Origin of the sequence: Pseudomonas sp. LRF_L74, assembly GCF_965644255.1 — a bacterium.
Classification (GTDB): Bacteria; Pseudomonadota; Gammaproteobacteria; order Pseudomonadales; family Pseudomonadaceae; genus Aquipseudomonas.
This window is the reverse complement of the sequence record NZ_CBFFRH010000008.1, coordinates 66,134-81,847: the sequence shown is the minus strand read 5'-3', so window position 1 is coordinate 81,847 and position 15,714 is coordinate 66,134. Positions and strand designations below refer to the sequence as shown.

The 15,714-nt window shown below is 64.3% G+C and carries 12 protein-coding genes and 1 pseudogene; 1 reads left to right on the top strand and 12 read right to left on the bottom strand.

The annotated features are described in order from the left end of the window. The 6 genes from ACSZPK_RS20150 to ACSZPK_RS20125 form a co-directional block, all read right to left on the bottom strand. Nucleotides 1–813, bottom strand: coding sequence for an NAD-dependent epimerase/dehydratase family protein (locus ACSZPK_RS20150; protein ID WP_437883308.1), 813 nt, complete (start codon nt 811–813; stop codon nt 1–3). A gap of 24 nt (nt 814–837) precedes the next feature. Further along, nucleotides 838–2,040, bottom strand: coding sequence for an aminotransferase class I/II-fold pyridoxal phosphate-dependent enzyme (locus ACSZPK_RS20145; protein ID WP_437883307.1), 1,203 nt, complete (start codon nt 2,038–2,040; stop codon nt 838–840). A 2-nt stretch (nt 2,041–2,042) separates the two neighbouring features. Next, complete coding sequence (locus tag ACSZPK_RS20140; RefSeq protein ID WP_437883306.1) at nt 2,043–3,695, bottom strand: hydantoinase B/oxoprolinase family protein; 1,653 nt, start codon at nt 3,693–3,695, stop codon at nt 2,043–2,045. A gap of 41 nt (nt 3,696–3,736) precedes the next feature. Beyond that, nucleotides 3,737–5,812: a hydantoinase/oxoprolinase family protein gene (locus ACSZPK_RS20135; RefSeq protein WP_437883305.1), complete on the bottom strand. Its 2,076-nt coding sequence runs from the start codon at nt 5,810–5,812 to the stop codon at nt 3,737–3,739. Between the two features lie 159 nt (nt 5,813–5,971). Beyond that, on the bottom strand, nt 5,972–6,730 hold the full coding sequence (locus ACSZPK_RS20130) for an SDR family oxidoreductase (protein ID WP_437883304.1): 759 nt from the start codon (nt 6,728–6,730) through the stop codon (nt 5,972–5,974). Continuing rightward, nucleotides 6,723–7,472, bottom strand: a complete 750-nt coding sequence (locus ACSZPK_RS20125) for an SDR family NAD(P)-dependent oxidoreductase (protein WP_437883303.1) — start codon at nt 7,470–7,472, stop codon at nt 6,723–6,725. The genes ACSZPK_RS20130 and ACSZPK_RS20125 overlap by 8 nt, the downstream gene beginning before the upstream one ends. A gap of 111 nt (nt 7,473–7,583) precedes the next feature. Between ACSZPK_RS20125 and ACSZPK_RS20120 the strand changes: the two genes are divergently transcribed. Beyond that, entirely contained in the window at nt 7,584–8,225 is a 642-nt protein-coding gene (locus ACSZPK_RS20120) for a TetR/AcrR family transcriptional regulator (protein WP_437883302.1), read from the top strand. On the opposite strand, the pseudogene ACSZPK_RS20115 reads toward ACSZPK_RS20120, so the two are convergent. The 6 genes and pseudogenes from ACSZPK_RS20115 to ACSZPK_RS20090 all read right to left on the bottom strand — a co-directional run. Next, nucleotides 8,208–8,327 (bottom strand): annotated as a pseudogene (locus ACSZPK_RS20115) (IS5/IS1182 family transposase); the annotation flags it as partial. The gene ACSZPK_RS20120 and the pseudogene ACSZPK_RS20115 sit on opposite strands and share 18 nt — an antisense overlap. Nucleotides 8,328–8,378: 51 nt before the next feature. Further along, entirely contained in the window at nt 8,379–9,869 is a 1,491-nt protein-coding gene (locus tag ACSZPK_RS20110; RefSeq protein ID WP_437883301.1) for a helicase HerA-like domain-containing protein, read from the bottom strand. A 228-nt stretch (nt 9,870–10,097) separates the two neighbouring features. Continuing rightward, a complete protein-coding gene (locus ACSZPK_RS20105) occupies nt 10,098–11,336 on the bottom strand; it encodes an OprD family porin (protein ID WP_437883300.1) in 1,239 nt (412 codons plus the stop codon). Nucleotides 11,337–11,483: 147 nt separating this feature from the next. Next, complete coding sequence (locus ACSZPK_RS20100) at nt 11,484–12,932, bottom strand: aldehyde dehydrogenase family protein (protein WP_437883299.1); 1,449 nt, start codon at nt 12,930–12,932, stop codon at nt 11,484–11,486. Then, on the bottom strand, nt 12,926–14,095 hold the full coding sequence (locus tag ACSZPK_RS20095; protein ID WP_437883298.1) for a serine hydrolase domain-containing protein: 1,170 nt from the start codon (nt 14,093–14,095) through the stop codon (nt 12,926–12,928). Before ACSZPK_RS20095 ends, ACSZPK_RS20100 begins: the two co-directional genes overlap by 7 nt. Continuing rightward, nucleotides 14,092–15,696 carry a 5-guanidino-2-oxopentanoate decarboxylase gene (locus ACSZPK_RS20090; RefSeq protein ID WP_437883453.1) on the bottom strand — a complete coding sequence of 535 codons (1,605 nt, stop codon included), beginning with the start codon at nt 15,694–15,696 and terminating at the stop codon, nt 14,092–14,094. Before ACSZPK_RS20090 ends, ACSZPK_RS20095 begins: the two co-directional genes overlap by 4 nt. Nucleotides 15,697–15,714: the final 18 nt, after the last annotated feature.

Genomic DNA, 15,714 nt, shown 5'->3' with positions numbered 1-15,714 from the left:
TTATTTCGGATCTTCGAAGTGGCCGGCACCGGCGAAATTGCCGCCGTGGTAACGCGCTGCCGGCTCGTTGCGATCGAGCGGCGGATGCTCGGCCAGCACCTTCTCGCGGTAATCGTCGGCACTGTCCTTGGGTACATAACCGATGGACGAGGCCATGCGGTTGTCCCACAGGCTCTCGCGGTTGTTGGACATGCCGTAGACGATCATGTGGGCGACGCGCGGCGCCAGCAGCGAGCGCTCGACCAACTGGGCGAAGTCGCCGAACGACAGCCAGGTGGCGAGCATACGGCGGTCCAAAGGTTCTTCGAAGGAAGAGCCGATGCGCAGGTTGACCGACTCGATACCGAACTTGTCCCAGTAGTAGCGGCCGAGGTCCTCGGCGAAACATTTGCTCAGGCCGTAGAGGCTGTCCGGACGATGCGGCACGCTGGCGTCGAGGGTTTCGGTGCGATCATAGAAACCGATGGCATGGTTGGAGCTGGTGTACACCACCCGCTTGACGCCGTGCTGACGCGCCGCCTCGTAGATGTTGTAGGTGCCGACGATGTTGCCGTTGAGGATCGCAGCGAAGGTGTTCTCCAGCGGCACGCCACCGGCATGCACGATGGCGTCCACGCCCTCGGCCAGGGGCAACACGTCAGCGAAGTTGCCCAAGTCGCAGCGCACCAGCTCTTCGTGAGCGGCGGCCTCGCCCAGGTCGGCGATATCGGTCAGGCGCAGGACCTCGGCGTAGTCGCGCAGATGCTCACGCAACACACGTCCCAGGCGACCGGCGGCGCCGGTAATCAGCAGTCGTTTGAATGGCTTGCTCATGATCAGAATCTCGAATAGGTGAAATTATTTCAGCGCCGCCAGGGCTTCGCGCATCTGCACGATGGCCTGCTCCAGTTGCTCGCGCGAGGTGGCAAACGACAGGCGTATGTAGGGCTCCAGACCGAACGCCGAGCCCGGCACGGTGGCCACCTTGCCGACCCGCAGCAGATAGGCCGAGAGATCGGTGTCGCTCTCGATCACCTGGCCATCCGGTGTGCGCTTGCCGATGAACGCAGCGCATTTGGGAAAGGCATAGAAGGCGCCGTCCGGCATTTGCAGCTCCAGGCCTTCGATATCCGACAGGCCTTTCACCACCAGGGCCCCCCGCGCCTGGTATTCGCGATTGGCCTCGCGTACGAAATCCTGCGTGCCATTCAGGGCCGCTGCGGCAGCCAACTGCGAGATGGTCGAGGGACAGGTGGTGGTCTGCGACTGGGTCTTGTTCATCGCCACGATTAGCGCCTTCGGCCCGGCGGCGTAGCCCAGTCGATACCCGGTCATCGCATAGGCCTTGGACACGCCGTTGATCAGCAGGGTGCGCTCACGCAACTGCGGGCACGCCTTGACGAACGAGACGAAGGGCTTGTCCGTGAGCAGGATGTGTTCGTAGATCTCGTCGGAAATCACCAGCACCTGCGGATGACGCTCCAGGACCGCTCCCAGGGCGGCGAATTCCTCGCGGGTGTAGATCGCGCCGCACGGGTTGTTCGGCGAGTTGAGCATCAACCAGCGGGTCTTCGCCGTGATCGCCGCCTCCAGTCGTGCGGCATCGAGCTTGAAACCGTACTCCGAACCGCAGGGAATGACCTTGGGTACACCGCCGTTGAGAATCGCCATGTCGGTGTACGACACCCAGTAAGGCGCCGGCGTGATGACTTCGTCGTTCGGCTCCAGCGTGGCCAGGAAGGCATTGAACAGCAGTTGCTTGGCGCCATTGCCCACACAGATTTCATCGAGGCCGTAGCGCAGTCCGTTTTCCCGCTGGAACTTGTCGACGATGGCCTGACGCAGCACCTCCAGGCCATTGGGGCCGGTGTAATGGTTGTTGCCATCCAGCATCGCCTGGTGCGCCGCCTCGATGACGTGCGCTGGCGTATTGAAATCCGGCTCACCCAGGCTCAGGTTGATCACCGGCTCGCCGGCAGCCAGCATTTGCTTGGCCGCGACTGAAATGGTCATGCTCGGCGAACTCTTCACCGAGCGTACACGTGCACTCTGGAATTCCATGGTCAGCGCCCCAGTCCGGCTTCGAAGCCGTAGTCGTCCAGTGCCTGTTCGGCGCTGATGTAGCCGAAACGCACATCGCGCTCGACCTGCTCACGCGGCCGCTGGCGCGGATCGCCATAACCGCCGCCGCCGGGCAGGCGCAGCACGAGACGGCGTTCGGCCGGAACGAATTGCAGGCCCTTGCCACGCAGCACCGTGCCGTCGTCCAGCCCGACATAGCCCTCTGCCCCCTCCTGGCCACCCGCCAGGCCACGAGCCGGGTACTGAATGCGGTCGAACATGGCGCTGAAGCGGAAGCTGTAGCCCTCGGCTGCCGAGACCTCAATCTCCTGGCCCAGGCCGCCGCGCAACTGGCCAGCACCACCGGAACCGTCACGCAGCTCCTTGCGCCATACCACCACCGGCCCGGCGTGTTCGGTGGCCTCAACCGGCATGGTGTGCACACCGCTCGGGAAAGCCGTGGCGCTGAGCCCGTCCATGGTCGAGCGCGCGCCCATGCCGCCGCTGTTGAACATCAGCATTTCGGCGTTGCGGCCTTGCGGATTGCTTTCCAGCGGGCGCACGCTCAGGTGCAGGTTCCACAGGGCACTGGCACCCTCTGCCGGAACCTTGCCTGGCAGGCACTTGTGCAACGCGCCGAGCACCAGATCGGGAACGAAGTGGCCCAGCACATGCCGTACCGATACCGGTGCCGGGTGCTTGGCATTGAGGATGCAGCCTTCCGGCGCGGTCACCTCGAATGGTGCCAGGGAGGCTGAGTTGTTGGGGATCTCCGGCGCCACGATGCACTTGAGTCCATAACAGGCGTAGGCCTTGGCATAGCCCAACGGCACGTTGATGCCGAACTGGCTCACCCCTGAAGTACCCACGAAATCAGTCAGGATGCCATCCGGGCCGACTGTCAACGTCACCGCCAGCGTGACCGGAACGTCGTAGCCGTCCAGGGTCATGCTGTTGCTGTAGGTGCCATGGGGCAACGATTTGAAGCACTCCAGGGTGGCGCGACGGCTGTGTTCGAGAATGAAGCTGCCAATGTGCTCGAGGTCGACCAGATTGAACTCGTCGAGCATGTCCAGCAGGCGTTTGTGACCGGTTTCGTTACAGGCCGACAGGGCATAGAAGTCGCCAACCACGCGGTCGTTCTCGCGCACGTTATTGCGCAGGATGTTGATCAGGTCGCGGTTGACCTTGCCACGCTCGAACAGCTTCATGATCGGAATGAACAGGCCTTCTTCGTAAACCTCACGGGCATCCGGGCCGAAGCCGCGCCCGCCGATGTCGACCACGTGGGCGGTACTGGCGAAGTAGCCGATCAGCCGGCCCTTGTAGAACGACGGCGAGACGATGGTGATGTCGTGCAGGTGACCGGTGCCCTTCCACGGGTCGTTGGTCACGTACACATCGCCGTCGAAGATGTTGTCTTCGCCGATATCGTTGATGAAATGCACCACCGCCTCGGCCATGGTGTTGACGTGACCGGGCGTGCCGGTCACCGCCTGGGCGAGCATGTTGCCAGCACGGTCGAACACCCCGGCCGACAGGTCGCCGGCTTCGCGCACACTGGTGGAGAACGCGGTACGAATCAGGGTCAGCGCCTGCTCTTCGACCACCGAGACCAGGCGATTCCACATCACCTGCATTTGAATATCGATCATTGTTTCGCTCATGGAATTATCACCTTCCAAACGAGTTCGGCTTAGCGCCGGACGACCAGTAGGCAGCCGTCGGGCTGGACCGTGGCGGTGAACGAGGACGACACGAAGGTCGAGGTTTCGCGCTCGGCGATGATCGCCGGGCCGTCGACCCGGGCACCGACCTGCAGCGCTTCGCGCTGGTAGATGCCGGTATCGACGAAACCACCGGCAGCGACGTCGAACACCTCGCGGCGGGCTACTTCGTTGGCGCGATGGGACGCCTTGGCCGGCTCCACCGCAGCCACTGGCGGCAGCGGCGAACTGGCCTTGACCGACCAACTGACGATCTCGATATCCGGCCCTTCGATCGGACGGCCGAAGAACACCGTGTAGGCCGCTTCGAACAGCGCTTTGAACTGTGCGGTATCGGCACTGCTGAACGCCTTGAACGGCAGGCTCACCGGGATTTCCCAGCCCTGGCCGACGTAGCGCATGAACGCGGTGCAATCCATCTCCGGCTCCCCCTCGGGCATACCCTGGCGTAGAAAACCGATCGCTTCGCCTTTCATCTCTTCAATCAGGCCATTGACCCGTGGCGCATCGAATTCGGAAAGACGCACGAAGGCACTGCGTACCGCTTCATAACCGAATGGTGCACGCAAGAAGCCGATGGCCGAACCGACACCGGCACCGGCCGGCACCAGAAAACGCGACACCCCCATCTTTTCGCACAGTCGCGCGGCATGCAGCGGGCCGCCACCACCGAAGGTGATCATGGTGTAGTCGCCAATATCCTTACCGCTCTCTACCGCATGCACACGGCCGGCGTTGGCCATGTTTTCGTCCACCACTTCGCAGATACCGAACGCCGCCGTGCGCGCATCCATGCCCAGAGTCTGACCGATCGCCGCAGCCGTGGCGCTGGCAGCGTTATCGGTGGAAAGACGCATGGCACCGCCAGCGAAGTTGTCGGCATCCAGGCGCCCCAGCAACAGGTTGGCGTCGGTGATGGTCGGTTGTTTGCCGCCACGGTCGTAGCAGGCCGGGCCGGGCTCGGAGCCGGCGCTTTGCGGACCTACGCGGATCTGACGCATGCTGTCGATGCTGGCGATGGAGCCGCCACCGGCACCGATCTCGACCATCTCCACCACCGGAATGGAAATGGGCATGCCGCTGCCCTTCTTGAAGCGATAGGTGCGGGCGACCTCGAAGGTCTTGGCGGTCTTCGGCACCTGATTCTCGATCAGGCAGATCTTCGCCGTGGTGCCGCCCATGTCGAAGGACACCACCGAATCCAGTTCATATTTGCGCGCGATATCGGCGGCGAAAATCGCGCCGCCAGCCGGCCCGGACTCGACCAGGCGCACCGGGAACTCGGCGGCGCTTTGTACGGAGATGATGCCGCCGCCAGAATGGATCATGAACACCGGACACTCCGCACCAGCCTGCTTCAGGGTGACGACCAGGCGGTCCAGGTAGGACTTGATCAGCGGCTTGACGTAAGCGTTGGCGCACACCGTGTTGAAGCGTTCGAACTCGCGCATCTGCGGCGAGACTTCACTGGAAATCGAGATGGACACTTGCGGCAGGCGCGCCTGCAACGCATCGCGCAATTGGCGCTCATGAGCGCCATTGACGTAGCTGTGAATCAGGCCGATAGCCACGCTCTGGTAATCGCCCGCGGCGATACGCTCGACCAACGCGTCAATCTCGTCCTGCTGCGGCGCGATCAGCACCTTGCCGTGCACATCCAGGCGCTCACGCAAGGTGTAGCGATGCTCGCGCTCGATCAGCGGTGGCGGCAGGGCAATATTGATGTCGTACTGTTCGAAGCGGTTTTCCGTGCGCATTTCCAGAGTGTCACGGAAGCCTTCGGTGGTGACGAAGGCGGTACGCGCACCACGGCGCTCGATCAAAGCATTGGTCGCGAGGGTGGTGCCGTGGATCAACTGATCGATATCGGACAACTGCAGTCCGGCGGCGGCGATGACGTGCTTGACCCCGGTGAGAATCGCGCGCTCGGGTAGTTCGTAGTCCGTCAGAATCTTGGTCGAATGCAGCACCCCGCCGACATCCAGCGCGATATCCGTAAAGGTCCCACCTATATCCACGCCGACCCGGCATGATGTAGCAGTCATCTTCATATCCCCTCGATGCTTGGACTTCTCACGACCTGTTGATTCGGTCGATTTAATGTAAGTTATATGTTGTCTTACATGTGGTCAAGCACTAATCCCTCATAGCTCGACCACTTGCGCACGCAAGAAAGCCGGCACTCTGGCGCCGGCCCTTCATCCTCAACCGCGCGTCTTCACCATCCGCGCACCGCCGACCGCCTGGGCCGTCGGGAATACCTCCAGACGCGATACATCCACCTGCTCCGGCAGACGTAACGCAGCAAGCAGCAACTGCGCGATGTCCTCGGGCATGATCGACTCATAGCCGTCATACAGTTCGGCACCCGCCGCCTGCATCCCCATCGCCGTGCGATAGAGCTGGGTCTGCACCCGCCCTGGCGCAATCTCCGTCACGCGCACGCCGGAACCCAGCAGGTCGCAGCGCAAGGCATCGCAGAACAGGCTGACCCCCGCCTTGGAGGCGCCATACACCGCCGCCCCCGGATGAGGCGCGCGCCCCGCGCTGGAACCGATGAAAAACAGATGGCCATGACCGCGCTCGACCATGCCCGGCAATACCTGGCGCGCCAGATGCAAGGGCGCCTTGAGGTTGATGTCGAGCATCGCGTCGATTTCCGCCGGATCGATCTCCTGAAAACTGGCACGCGTCGATAGCACACCGGCGTTGTTGACCAGCACATCCACCGGATACTGGCTGAGCACCTCGGCGAAAGCATCGGCCTGGCGCACGTCGGCCTCCAGGGTGATGACCCCCTCCTCCTGCGCCAACGCCTGCAGCGCGTCACGACTGCGCCCGACGGCAATCACCTGCAGACCGGCATCGCGCAGCGCGAGCACGACAGCCTTGCCAATACCGCTGGTAGCCCCGGTGACCAGCGCACGCCGATAAGAAGCCGGTAACGAAAGCGCATCAGGCATAGATATATCCCCCACTGACGATCACGTTTTCACCCGTGGCGTAGGTGTTGCGGCGGCTGCCCATCATGATGATCCACTCGGCAATCTCTGCCGGCTCAGCGGCACGTCCGAGCGGGTTGGCCGCCGCCAGCTCACCGAGAAAGCCCAGTTGGCGCGCACGCTCCGTGGCGAAGCCCGCTGGCGCCACCGAGTTGACCAGGATCTGGTCCTTGGCGCAGGCATGGGCGAAGGATTTGGTCAGGCTCACCACTGCGGCCTTGGTCGCTGCGTAGTGGGCATTTTGCGGGTGTGCCTTGAAGGCATCCACGGAGGTGACGTTGACGATGCGCCCTGTCACTTCCGGAGCCGCAACGAACGCCTGCATGTGGCGTACGGCAGCGACCATCATGTGGTAGGTGCCCTTGATGTTCACCGCATTCTCGACATCCCACTCATCATCGGTAATGTCGAAAATATCCTTTCGCGGGTAGATGGCCGCGCTGTTGACCAGGCAATGCACACGCCCGAGCTGGTCGACGATGCCCTGGAATGCAGCGTGGGCGCTCTGCTGCCGGGAGATATCACCGACGGCTGTAGCGACCTCGCAGCCTGTCGCCGAAAGCAACTCTGCCGCCTGCACCAATAGCTGCTCGTTTCGGTCGATCAGACCGATTTTGCCGGCGCCATGCGTGATCATGAGTTTCGCCGTTTCCAGCCCCAGACCCGACGCCCCACCTACGATTACCACCGTTTGCTGCTTCATGATCCCCTCCGCGATTTAGCCTTTACGTAAGATGCCTGTTGTCTTACATTTGGTCAAACGCAATTTACGCGCCCCGCTCGACACCCACAGGCTCAATCCCAGGAATCGATCATGCCCGCGGCCCCTGCACATCAAGCACGCGATCGCGTCATCAACGCGGCGATCCAACTGTTTGCCAGCCATGGCTATCACGCCATTGGCTTGAGGGACCTGGCCGGGCACCTGGGGTTACATGCGGGATCGCTCTATCACCACATAGAGAACAAGCAGAGCCTGCTCTTCGAACTGGTCGAGTCAACGTTGGCGGACCTGTTGTTCAACACCCAACAGCAGGTAAAGAATTGCAAGAGCGGCAGTGAACGCTTGCGAAGGTTCGTCGACACCTTCGTCTCGTTCAGCCATTCGGATCGGGATCGACTGACACTGCTCACCCGCGATGCGGTGTACCTGACCGCTGAGCAAGGCGCGCAGATCGAACAACTGCGCAGCAGCTACAGCAAGCTGCTTGACAGCATCATTGCCGGCGAAATGAAGAGTCAGGGCAATGCTCACGACATTCGCAGCGGCCTTGTTGCCAATGCCGTCATTGGCATGCTGTTTGGCCACCACCAATGGCACAGCCCGGACAAGAGCGGGCCTGGGTTATGCAAGTATCTGACTATCCTGGCGCTAGGAATGATAGATAGCGGGAAAAGATACGAAAGCCCAAGCCTAAAGTCGGCGCTTAGAAGCTGTTCACGATCTTTCCAATAGCAATGCCAGGAATGCCAAGTGGATGAACTGCAAGCTGGTATCGAGACCATGCCCACCGTTCTTTCACAGCCTGCGGCTCTTATCTAACCAGGCAAAACCACGGAGAAAGCTGGACGCAGCGAGCGGAAAAACCTTCCGCTCGCCGACCGGCGCTCAGCGTCGCTTGCTGCCCCCCAGCAACGAGCCCATCAGGCCGCGCACCAGTTGCCGACCGATCTGGTTGGCCATCTGCCGCACCGCCGTCTTCATCGCCTGACTGGCCAGGTTGCCGAGTAATTCGCCGGCCATGCCGCCCAGGTCGCTGCCCTTGGCCACGTCGCCGGTTTTCTTCGCCGGCTCCTCGGGTTCGGCGGGCGTGGCGCGTGCCTGCAGGACCTCATAGGCCGATTCGCGGTCGATCGGCTTGTCGTAGCGCCCGAGCAACGGCGACTGGCGCACCAGCGTCTCGCGCTCGGCGTCGTTCAGCGGCCCGATCCGCGACTGCGGCGGAGCGATCGCCACGCGCTGGACCATCGCTGGCGTGCCCTTTTCCTCCAGCGTGCCGACCAACGCCTCGCCGATACCCAGTTCGGTCAGTACGGCCAGGGTGTCGAACGCCGGATTCGGCCGGAAGCCGTCGGCCACCGCGCGTAGCGCCTTCTGCTCCTTGGCGGTGAAAGCACGCAGGCCATGCTGGATGCGCAGGCCGAGCTGGGCCAGCACGTCGTCCGGCAGGTCGCTCGGCGACTGGGTGACGAAGTACACGCCGACGCCCTTCGAGCGGATCAGCCGGACCACCTGTTCGAGGCGTTCCTGCAGCGCCTTCGGAGTGCCGTTGAACAGCAGATGCGCCTCGTCGAAGAACAGCGCCAGCAGCGGCTGGTCGGCATCGCCGCGCTCCGGCAGTTGCTCGAACAGTTCGGCCAGCAGCCAGAGCAGGAAGGTCGCGTAAACCTTCGGCGCCTCGTGCACCAGGCGGCTGGCGTCGAGCAGGTGGATACGCCCGCGGCCATCGGCGGCCGGGCGCAGAATATCCTCCAACTGCAGCGCCGGCTCGCCGAACAGCGCCTCGGCCCCCTGCTGTTCGAGGGTCGCCAGGCGGCGCAGCAGGGCCTGGGCCGAGGCGCCGGCGAACAGCGCGCGATTCTCGCCGAGCAGTTCCGGATGCTCGCGCAGGTGGTTGAGCAGCGCCTTCAGGTCCTTCAGGTCGAGCAGCAGCAGGCCTTCGCGGTCGGCCACCTGGAAGGCCGCGTAGAGCGCCGCCTGCTGGCTGTCGGTCAGTTCCAGCAGGTTGCCGAGCAGCAACGGCCCCATCTCACTGAGGGTGGTGCGCAATGGGTGGCCACTGTGCCCCGCGACGTCCCACAGGCTGACCGGATAGGCCTGCGGGCGGTGCTCCAGCCACGGCATCGAGGCGATCCGCTCAGCCACCTTCCCCTGCGGTGCACCGGCGGCTCCCAGCCCGCACAGGTCGCCCTTGACGTCGGCGGCGAACACCGCCACCCCGGCGTCGCTGAAAAGTTCGGCGAGGCGCTGCAGGGTCACCGTTTTGCCGGTCCCGGTGGCGCCGGCGATCAGCCCATGGCGGTTGGCCAGGCGCAGCGACTGGGAAACCGGCTGGCCGTCTGGAGCGGCGCCAAGGACGAAGGAACTGGATAGGGGCATCTCGCCACTCCTTGTATTCAGGTTTTTTCCGCCGCCAGTCTATCGCATGGCTCGGTTCCCGCCGACATCGCGCAGCGGGCCATGTGCAACTTTCCGGATGACGCTTGACCCGAGCATGGACCACTCCGGGTTTCACGGATGCTATTGGCCTATAGCCGACTTGAGTCTATCGATAAAAAAACGACCCCGGTTGGGGTCGTAAAAGTACCAAGGAAAGCGTTGGCAGGATCAGAAGATACTCAGCGGGTAATCCATGATCAGGCGGGTTTCGTCGAGGTCGCTGTCCAGCGCCGAAGATACGTTCTTGGCATGCCGCACCTGGAACGCCAGGCCTTTGGTCGCGCCGCTCTGGATCACGTAGCGCAGCGATTCGTTGCGCTCCCATTCCTTGCCGTTGCGGGTCACGCCGTTGTCGATGTCGTCACCACGGATGTAGCGGATCATGAAGGTCAGGCCGGGAATGCCGTAACCAGCGAAGTCCAGGTCGTAGCGCACCTGCCACGAGGTCTCGTCCTTGGCGTTGAAGTCCGAATACTGCACCGAGTTGCCGAAGTCGTAGACCGCGCCGCCATCGGCGCCGTACACGTAGCCGGTGTCGCCGCTGTTGCGCTGGTAGCCGAGCAGGACCTGGTGCGCGCCCACGGCGTAGGCCGCCGTCAGGCTCCAGAGGGTGTTGTCGACATAGCCACTGAGTTCCTGGCCCTGGCTCTTGCTGCGGTAGATGTTGAAGTCGTAGGTCAGCTTCTGGTCATCGCCGATGGGCTGTACCAGGTTGAGGTTGGCGTACTTCTTCTTGAAGTTGTCCTCGATGTCGGAGAAGTACAGCGAGCCACTGAAGTTGTCGGTGAACTGGTAGCTGCCGCCCACCGCATCGGCTTGCTTGAGGTTCTTGCTGTCCTCGCCGGACTTGAACTGCGAGCTGAGCGCGGTGATGTGTGCGGCGTTCAGCTCCAGGCCCTCGATCTCGTTGCTGGTAATCAGCAGGCCGCGCGCAGTTTCCGGCAATAGCCGGCCGGGGTCGGTGGCCAGCACTGGCAGGCTGAGGAACTGCGTGCCGTACTTGATCACGGTGTTGCTCACCCGCACCTTCACTGCTGCGCCGCCCTTGGAGAAGGAGTCCTCGGTACGCCCGTCGCTGTCCTTGGGATAGGACGCCGAGGCGTTGTGTCCGCGACTGCTGTCGAACTTGATGCCGGTGAGGGCCAGCGCATCGATACCCAGGCCCACGGTGCCCTGGGTGAAACCGGAGTGGAACTGGGTGGTGATGGCCTGACCGAAGTCGGCGCTGTAGCTGTTGCTGGCATCGTGGTTGTGCCAGTCGCGGTTGAAGTACAGGGTCCTGGCGAACAGGTCCAGGTGGCTGTCCTCGACGAAGCCCTGGCTGTCAGCCTGGCTCCCCAGGGCCAGGCTGCTGAGGAGCGGAAGACCGACGAGAACAGCGCGCTTGCAATGCTTCAGAGTGTCCATGATTTACCTATGTGCATAGCTTGGTTGGTTTTTTTATTGGCAGCCGGAATCCCGGCCGGGCTAACAGCAGGCAAGAGGAAGGCGTGACGGTCGCGTACACGACCGTCGTGGGTTCTTGTTGTTATTGGGTGTTATCGAATGAAGGGATCAGGTGACGCCGACAATCCCCTTGATTTCAGTGAAATCGTCCAGCCCGTATGCCCCGTATTCACGACCGTTGCCGGACTGGCCAAAGCCGCCGAAAGGCGCGTACGGGTCCCATTGCGGGTAGTTCAGGTAGACGTTGCCGGCGTGCAGCCGCGCCGCCAATCGCCGGGCCAACGTCGAGTCGGGGCATTGCACATAGGCGGCCAGGCCGTAGGGGGTGTCGTTGGCCATGGCGACGGCCTGGTCCAGATCGTCGTAGGGCTGGAGGGTGAGCACCGGGCCGAATACTTCCTCGCGCACGATGCGCGGGTTGCCCTGCCGGCAGGCGAAGACCGTCGGGCGCACGAAATATCCCTCGGACAGGCCGTCAGGCCGCCCCGCTCCGCCGCAGACCAGTTCGACGCCCTCTTCCAGCGCCGACTCGATCAGTGCCTGGATGCGCGTGAACTGCGCCTGATTGACCACCGGCCCCAGATCCACACCCTCCGCATCCGCCGGCCCCATGCGCAACGACAGAGCCGCTTCGCGGGCGATCGCCAACGCGGCCTCGAAATGCTGGCGCGGCACCAGCATGCGCGTGGGGGCGTTGCACGATTGGCCGCTGTTGTCGAAACACTCGCGCACGCCCTGGGCGACGGCATGCTGCAGATCGACGCCATCGACCAGAATGTTCGCCGACTTGCCTCCCAGTTCCTGATGCACGCGCTTGACCGACGTCGACGCGGCCTGGGCCACGAGCACGCCCGCGCGGGTCGAGCCGGTGATGGAAATCATCGCGACGTGCGGATGCCTGGCCAGCGCCTCGCCCACTGTCGGCCCGTCGCCATTCAGCAGGTTGAAGACACCTGCGGGCACGCCCGCCTCGTCCAGCACCTCGGCGAGCAACAGCGCGTTGAACGGCGCCACCTCGCTGGGTTTGAGCACCATGCTGCAGCCAGCCGCCAGCGCCGGAACCACCTTGCACAGGATCTGGTTGAGCGGCCAGTTCCACGGCGTGATCATGCCAACCACGCCGACGGCTTCACGCACGACCTCGGTAGTACCGCGACGCTGGACGAAGCGATAGTCGGCCAGTACATCGAGCATCACCTCGATGTGCGCGGCACCGCTGGCAACCTGGTTGTCCAGGGCCATGCCCAGCGGCGCGCCCATTTCCCGGCTGAGCACCACGGCCAGTTCGGGGGCACGGCGCCGGTACACCGCGAGAATTCGCTGCAGCAACGCCAGGCGCTCTTCGCGGCTGCTCGCCGCCCAGCCCGGCAATGCGCGTCGTGCGGCCTGCACGGCCTGCTCGACGTCCTGCGCATCGCCCAGTGCAACCTCGCCCAATGGCTGTTCGGTGGAGGGATCGATGACGGTTTGCCGCGGCCGTCCCGGCGCTGCCTGCCAGCGACCGTCGATGTAGAAGCTCAGCCGCCGGCCGACGTCCAGAAGGTTGCTACTCAGCATTTTTCCACCTCTCGGCTCAGGGTACGAAACAGGGCAATGTTCAAGGCATCGAGGTCGTCATCGGCGGGCGTCGCCTGGGACGACTGCTTGGCGATGACGACGCCACGTGCCGGGTCGATCCAGATCCACTGGCCATGGATGCCGATGGCACAGAACACGCCCTCGTCCGCCCCCGTCGGCGAGTACCACTGGCTGCGGTAACGCGCCTCGGGGAACAAGTCGGTCATCTCGCCATGCGCCCAGGCCTGCGGGTCGCCGGCACTGCGGATGTCCCGTACCCACTGCGCGGGGATCACCTGCCGCGCGCCGTGACGCCCCTCGTTGCGCATCAGTTCGCCGAAGCGCGCCATGTCCCCCAGGGTGCAGCAGATGCCGCCCGCGGTACGTGCCGCGCCCTGGTGGTCGAGGGTGATCAGCGCCATGTCCTGCGCGCCCATGGGCTGCCACAGGTGGCGCTCGATCAACTCGGCCACCGGCGCGCCGCCCGCCACCTCAAGCAGGCGCCCGAGCAGGTCGCTGTTGGGCGAGACATAGTGGAAGCGCTGGCCATGCTCGCCCTCGCCACGCGGCAAGCCGGTGACGAAGTCGATCAGGCCGACGCTGCCGTCCACCAGGCCGAGCGGGTTCCAGGCCATGGCCACGCGGTAGCGCGCCACGTCGCCGAGCGGGTCGAGATAGTCCTCGACGAAGCGGATCGCCACGGTCATGTCCAGGACATGGCGCACAGTGCAATCGGCATAGGCGGAGCCGGCCGGCAACGACAGGTAGGCCGACACCGGGCGCTGCGGATCGAGCAGGCCTTGCTCCACCAGCACACCGGCCAGGGCGCCGGTGATCGACTTGCTCACCGAGAACACGATGTGCCGGCAATCCGCGGTCTGGCCATGCCCCAAGTAGCTGCCGAGCACTTGGCCGTGACGCAGCACGATCAGCCCATCGGTGTCCCCTTCGCGCAGCGCTTCATCGACGCTCCAGGCACGCCCACGGTGCTCGAAGCACACGGTTTGCAAGTCCAGCGCCAGCGACGCCTGCGGCAGCTCCAGCGGCGCATCGCCGGGAAGCATGCGTGCACAGTCCACCAGCGTGTCGACATGGCGGAAGGCATGGTGGCTGTAGGGTACCGTGCGCCAGTTATCCAGGCGCACGTCGTCGGCCCCGCTCATGGCCGCACACTCAGGAAGGCCGCGCTTTCACGCACCTCGATCACGGTCGGGCCATCGGCCGTGTGCGCCGCACGCACCGCGGCGATCAACGCATCGAGGCTGTCCGGACTGGCGGTATGGCAGCCGTAGGCGCGGGCGATGCCGAGGAAGTCCGGGTTGTGCTGGTTGACGCCGATGGTGGGGATGTCGCGGGAGATCATGCCATCGCGAATCTGCGCCAGGCTGTCGTTGTTCCACAGGATCACCGCCATTGGCAGGCGGTTCTCCACCGCGGTGCCCAGTTCCTGCAGGGTGAACTGGAAGCCACCGTCCCCGACCATCACCATCACCGGCAGGTGTGGCGCGGCGATCTTGCCGCCGATGGCCGCCGGCAGTGCGTAGCCAAGGGTGCCGTAGCCCGCCGGGAAGAACCATTGGCGCTGGCGTTCGCAGGGGTAGAAGGCATAGCCGGTATAGGCCAGCTGGGTCATGTCGGCGAACACCACGCCGTCGTCGGGCATGGCTTCGCGCAGCGCCGCCAGCACCTCCAGGTGCTGCCGTTCGAGAGGCCGCAGGGCAGCCCGCTCGGCGGCGCGCACAGCGGCGATCTCGTCTTCGGCGATGCCCTCGCCCCGGTAGCCTTGGCCATGCAGACCATCGAGGATGGCCTGCACGGCAAGTGCCGCGTCGGCCTGGATGGCGACGGCGGCATCGTAGTCGCGCACCAGGGTTTGCGGGTCGATATCGATGCGGATCATCGGCCCGCCCATGGGCAGGTTGCCCTGCAGCCAGTGATCCGGCTCGGCCAGCTCGGTACCCACGCACAGCACCACGTCGGCACCGGCGATCAATGCCTGGGTGGCCTCGCGATCGAGGGTGGCCTCCAGCACGCGCGGATGGCTGTCGGGCAACACGCCCTTGCCGGCGATGGTCGGCACCACGGCCGCGCCCAGGGTTTCTGCCAACTGACGCAAAGCGTCGGCGGCGCCCAGGCTACCGCCACCGGCGATGATCAGCGGGCGGCGGCTGGCCTTGAGCAGAGCCACGGCCTCGGCCACCGCCCCCGCGTCGGCGGCCAGGCGCTGGCGCACGCGACGGCGCTGCACCGGGTCGGCGTCGATCTGCTTGAACACGTCCAGCGGAATCGACAGGTGCACCGGGCGCGGCCGCTCGCTTTCGAACAGGGCGAAGGCGCGGGCGACGTACTCGCGTACCTGGACAGGATCGTTGGCGGTCGCCGAGAAGGCCGTCAGCGGTTCGGTGATGCGCGACTGATCGGTAACCTCGTGCAGGCGGCCACGGCCCATGCCGGCGTCGCTGGTGGCGCCAACGCTGGTGATCATCAGTACCGGCACGCTGTCCGAGTAGGCCTGGCCGATGGGCGTGGCAGCATTGGTCACGCCCGGCCCGCTGATCACCAGGCAGACGCCAGGCTTGCCGGACACCCGTGCATAACCATCGGCCATGAATCCGGCACCCTGCTCGTGACGCACGCCGATGTGGCGGATGCCGGCAGCATTCATGCCACGGTAGGCCTCCAGGGTGTGCACGCCGGGCATCCCGAACACCGTGTCGATGTCATAGGCGCGCAGCAGATGCATGAGTTTGCTTCCGCAGGACATGGAGTCAGACATTTGCAG

Coding starts and splice junctions, on each gene's coding strand:
- ACSZPK_RS20090 (WP_437883453.1), bottom strand. CDS start 15,696: ATGTCCTGCGGAAGCAAACTCATGCATCTGCTGCGCGCCTATGACATC.
- ACSZPK_RS20140 (WP_437883306.1), bottom strand. CDS start 3,695: ATGATCGATATTCAAATGCAGGTGATGTGGAATCGCCTGGTCTCGGTG.
- ACSZPK_RS20110 (WP_437883301.1), bottom strand. CDS start 9,869: ATGCCCCTATCCAGTTCCTTCGTCCTTGGCGCCGCTCCAGACGGCCAG.
- ACSZPK_RS20150 (WP_437883308.1), bottom strand. CDS start 813: ATGAGCAAGCCATTCAAACGACTGCTGATTACCGGCGCCGCCGGTCGC.
- ACSZPK_RS20100 (WP_437883299.1), bottom strand. CDS start 12,932: ATGCTGAGTAGCAACCTTCTGGACGTCGGCCGGCGGCTGAGCTTCTAC.
- ACSZPK_RS20125 (WP_437883303.1), bottom strand. CDS start 7,472: ATGAAGCAGCAAACGGTGGTAATCGTAGGTGGGGCGTCGGGTCTGGGG.
- ACSZPK_RS20130 (WP_437883304.1), bottom strand. CDS start 6,730: ATGCCTGATGCGCTTTCGTTACCGGCTTCTTATCGGCGTGCGCTGGTC.
- ACSZPK_RS20105 (WP_437883300.1), bottom strand. CDS start 11,336: ATGGACACTCTGAAGCATTGCAAGCGCGCTGTTCTCGTCGGTCTTCCG.
- ACSZPK_RS20135 (WP_437883305.1), bottom strand. CDS start 5,812: ATGACTGCTACATCATGCCGGGTCGGCGTGGATATAGGTGGGACCTTT.
- ACSZPK_RS20120 (WP_437883302.1), top strand. CDS start 7,584: ATGCCCGCGGCCCCTGCACATCAAGCACGCGATCGCGTCATCAACGCG.
- ACSZPK_RS20095 (WP_437883298.1), bottom strand. CDS start 14,095: ATGAGCGGGGCCGACGACGTGCGCCTGGATAACTGGCGCACGGTACCC.
- ACSZPK_RS20145 (WP_437883307.1), bottom strand. CDS start 2,040: ATGGAATTCCAGAGTGCACGTGTACGCTCGGTGAAGAGTTCGCCGAGC.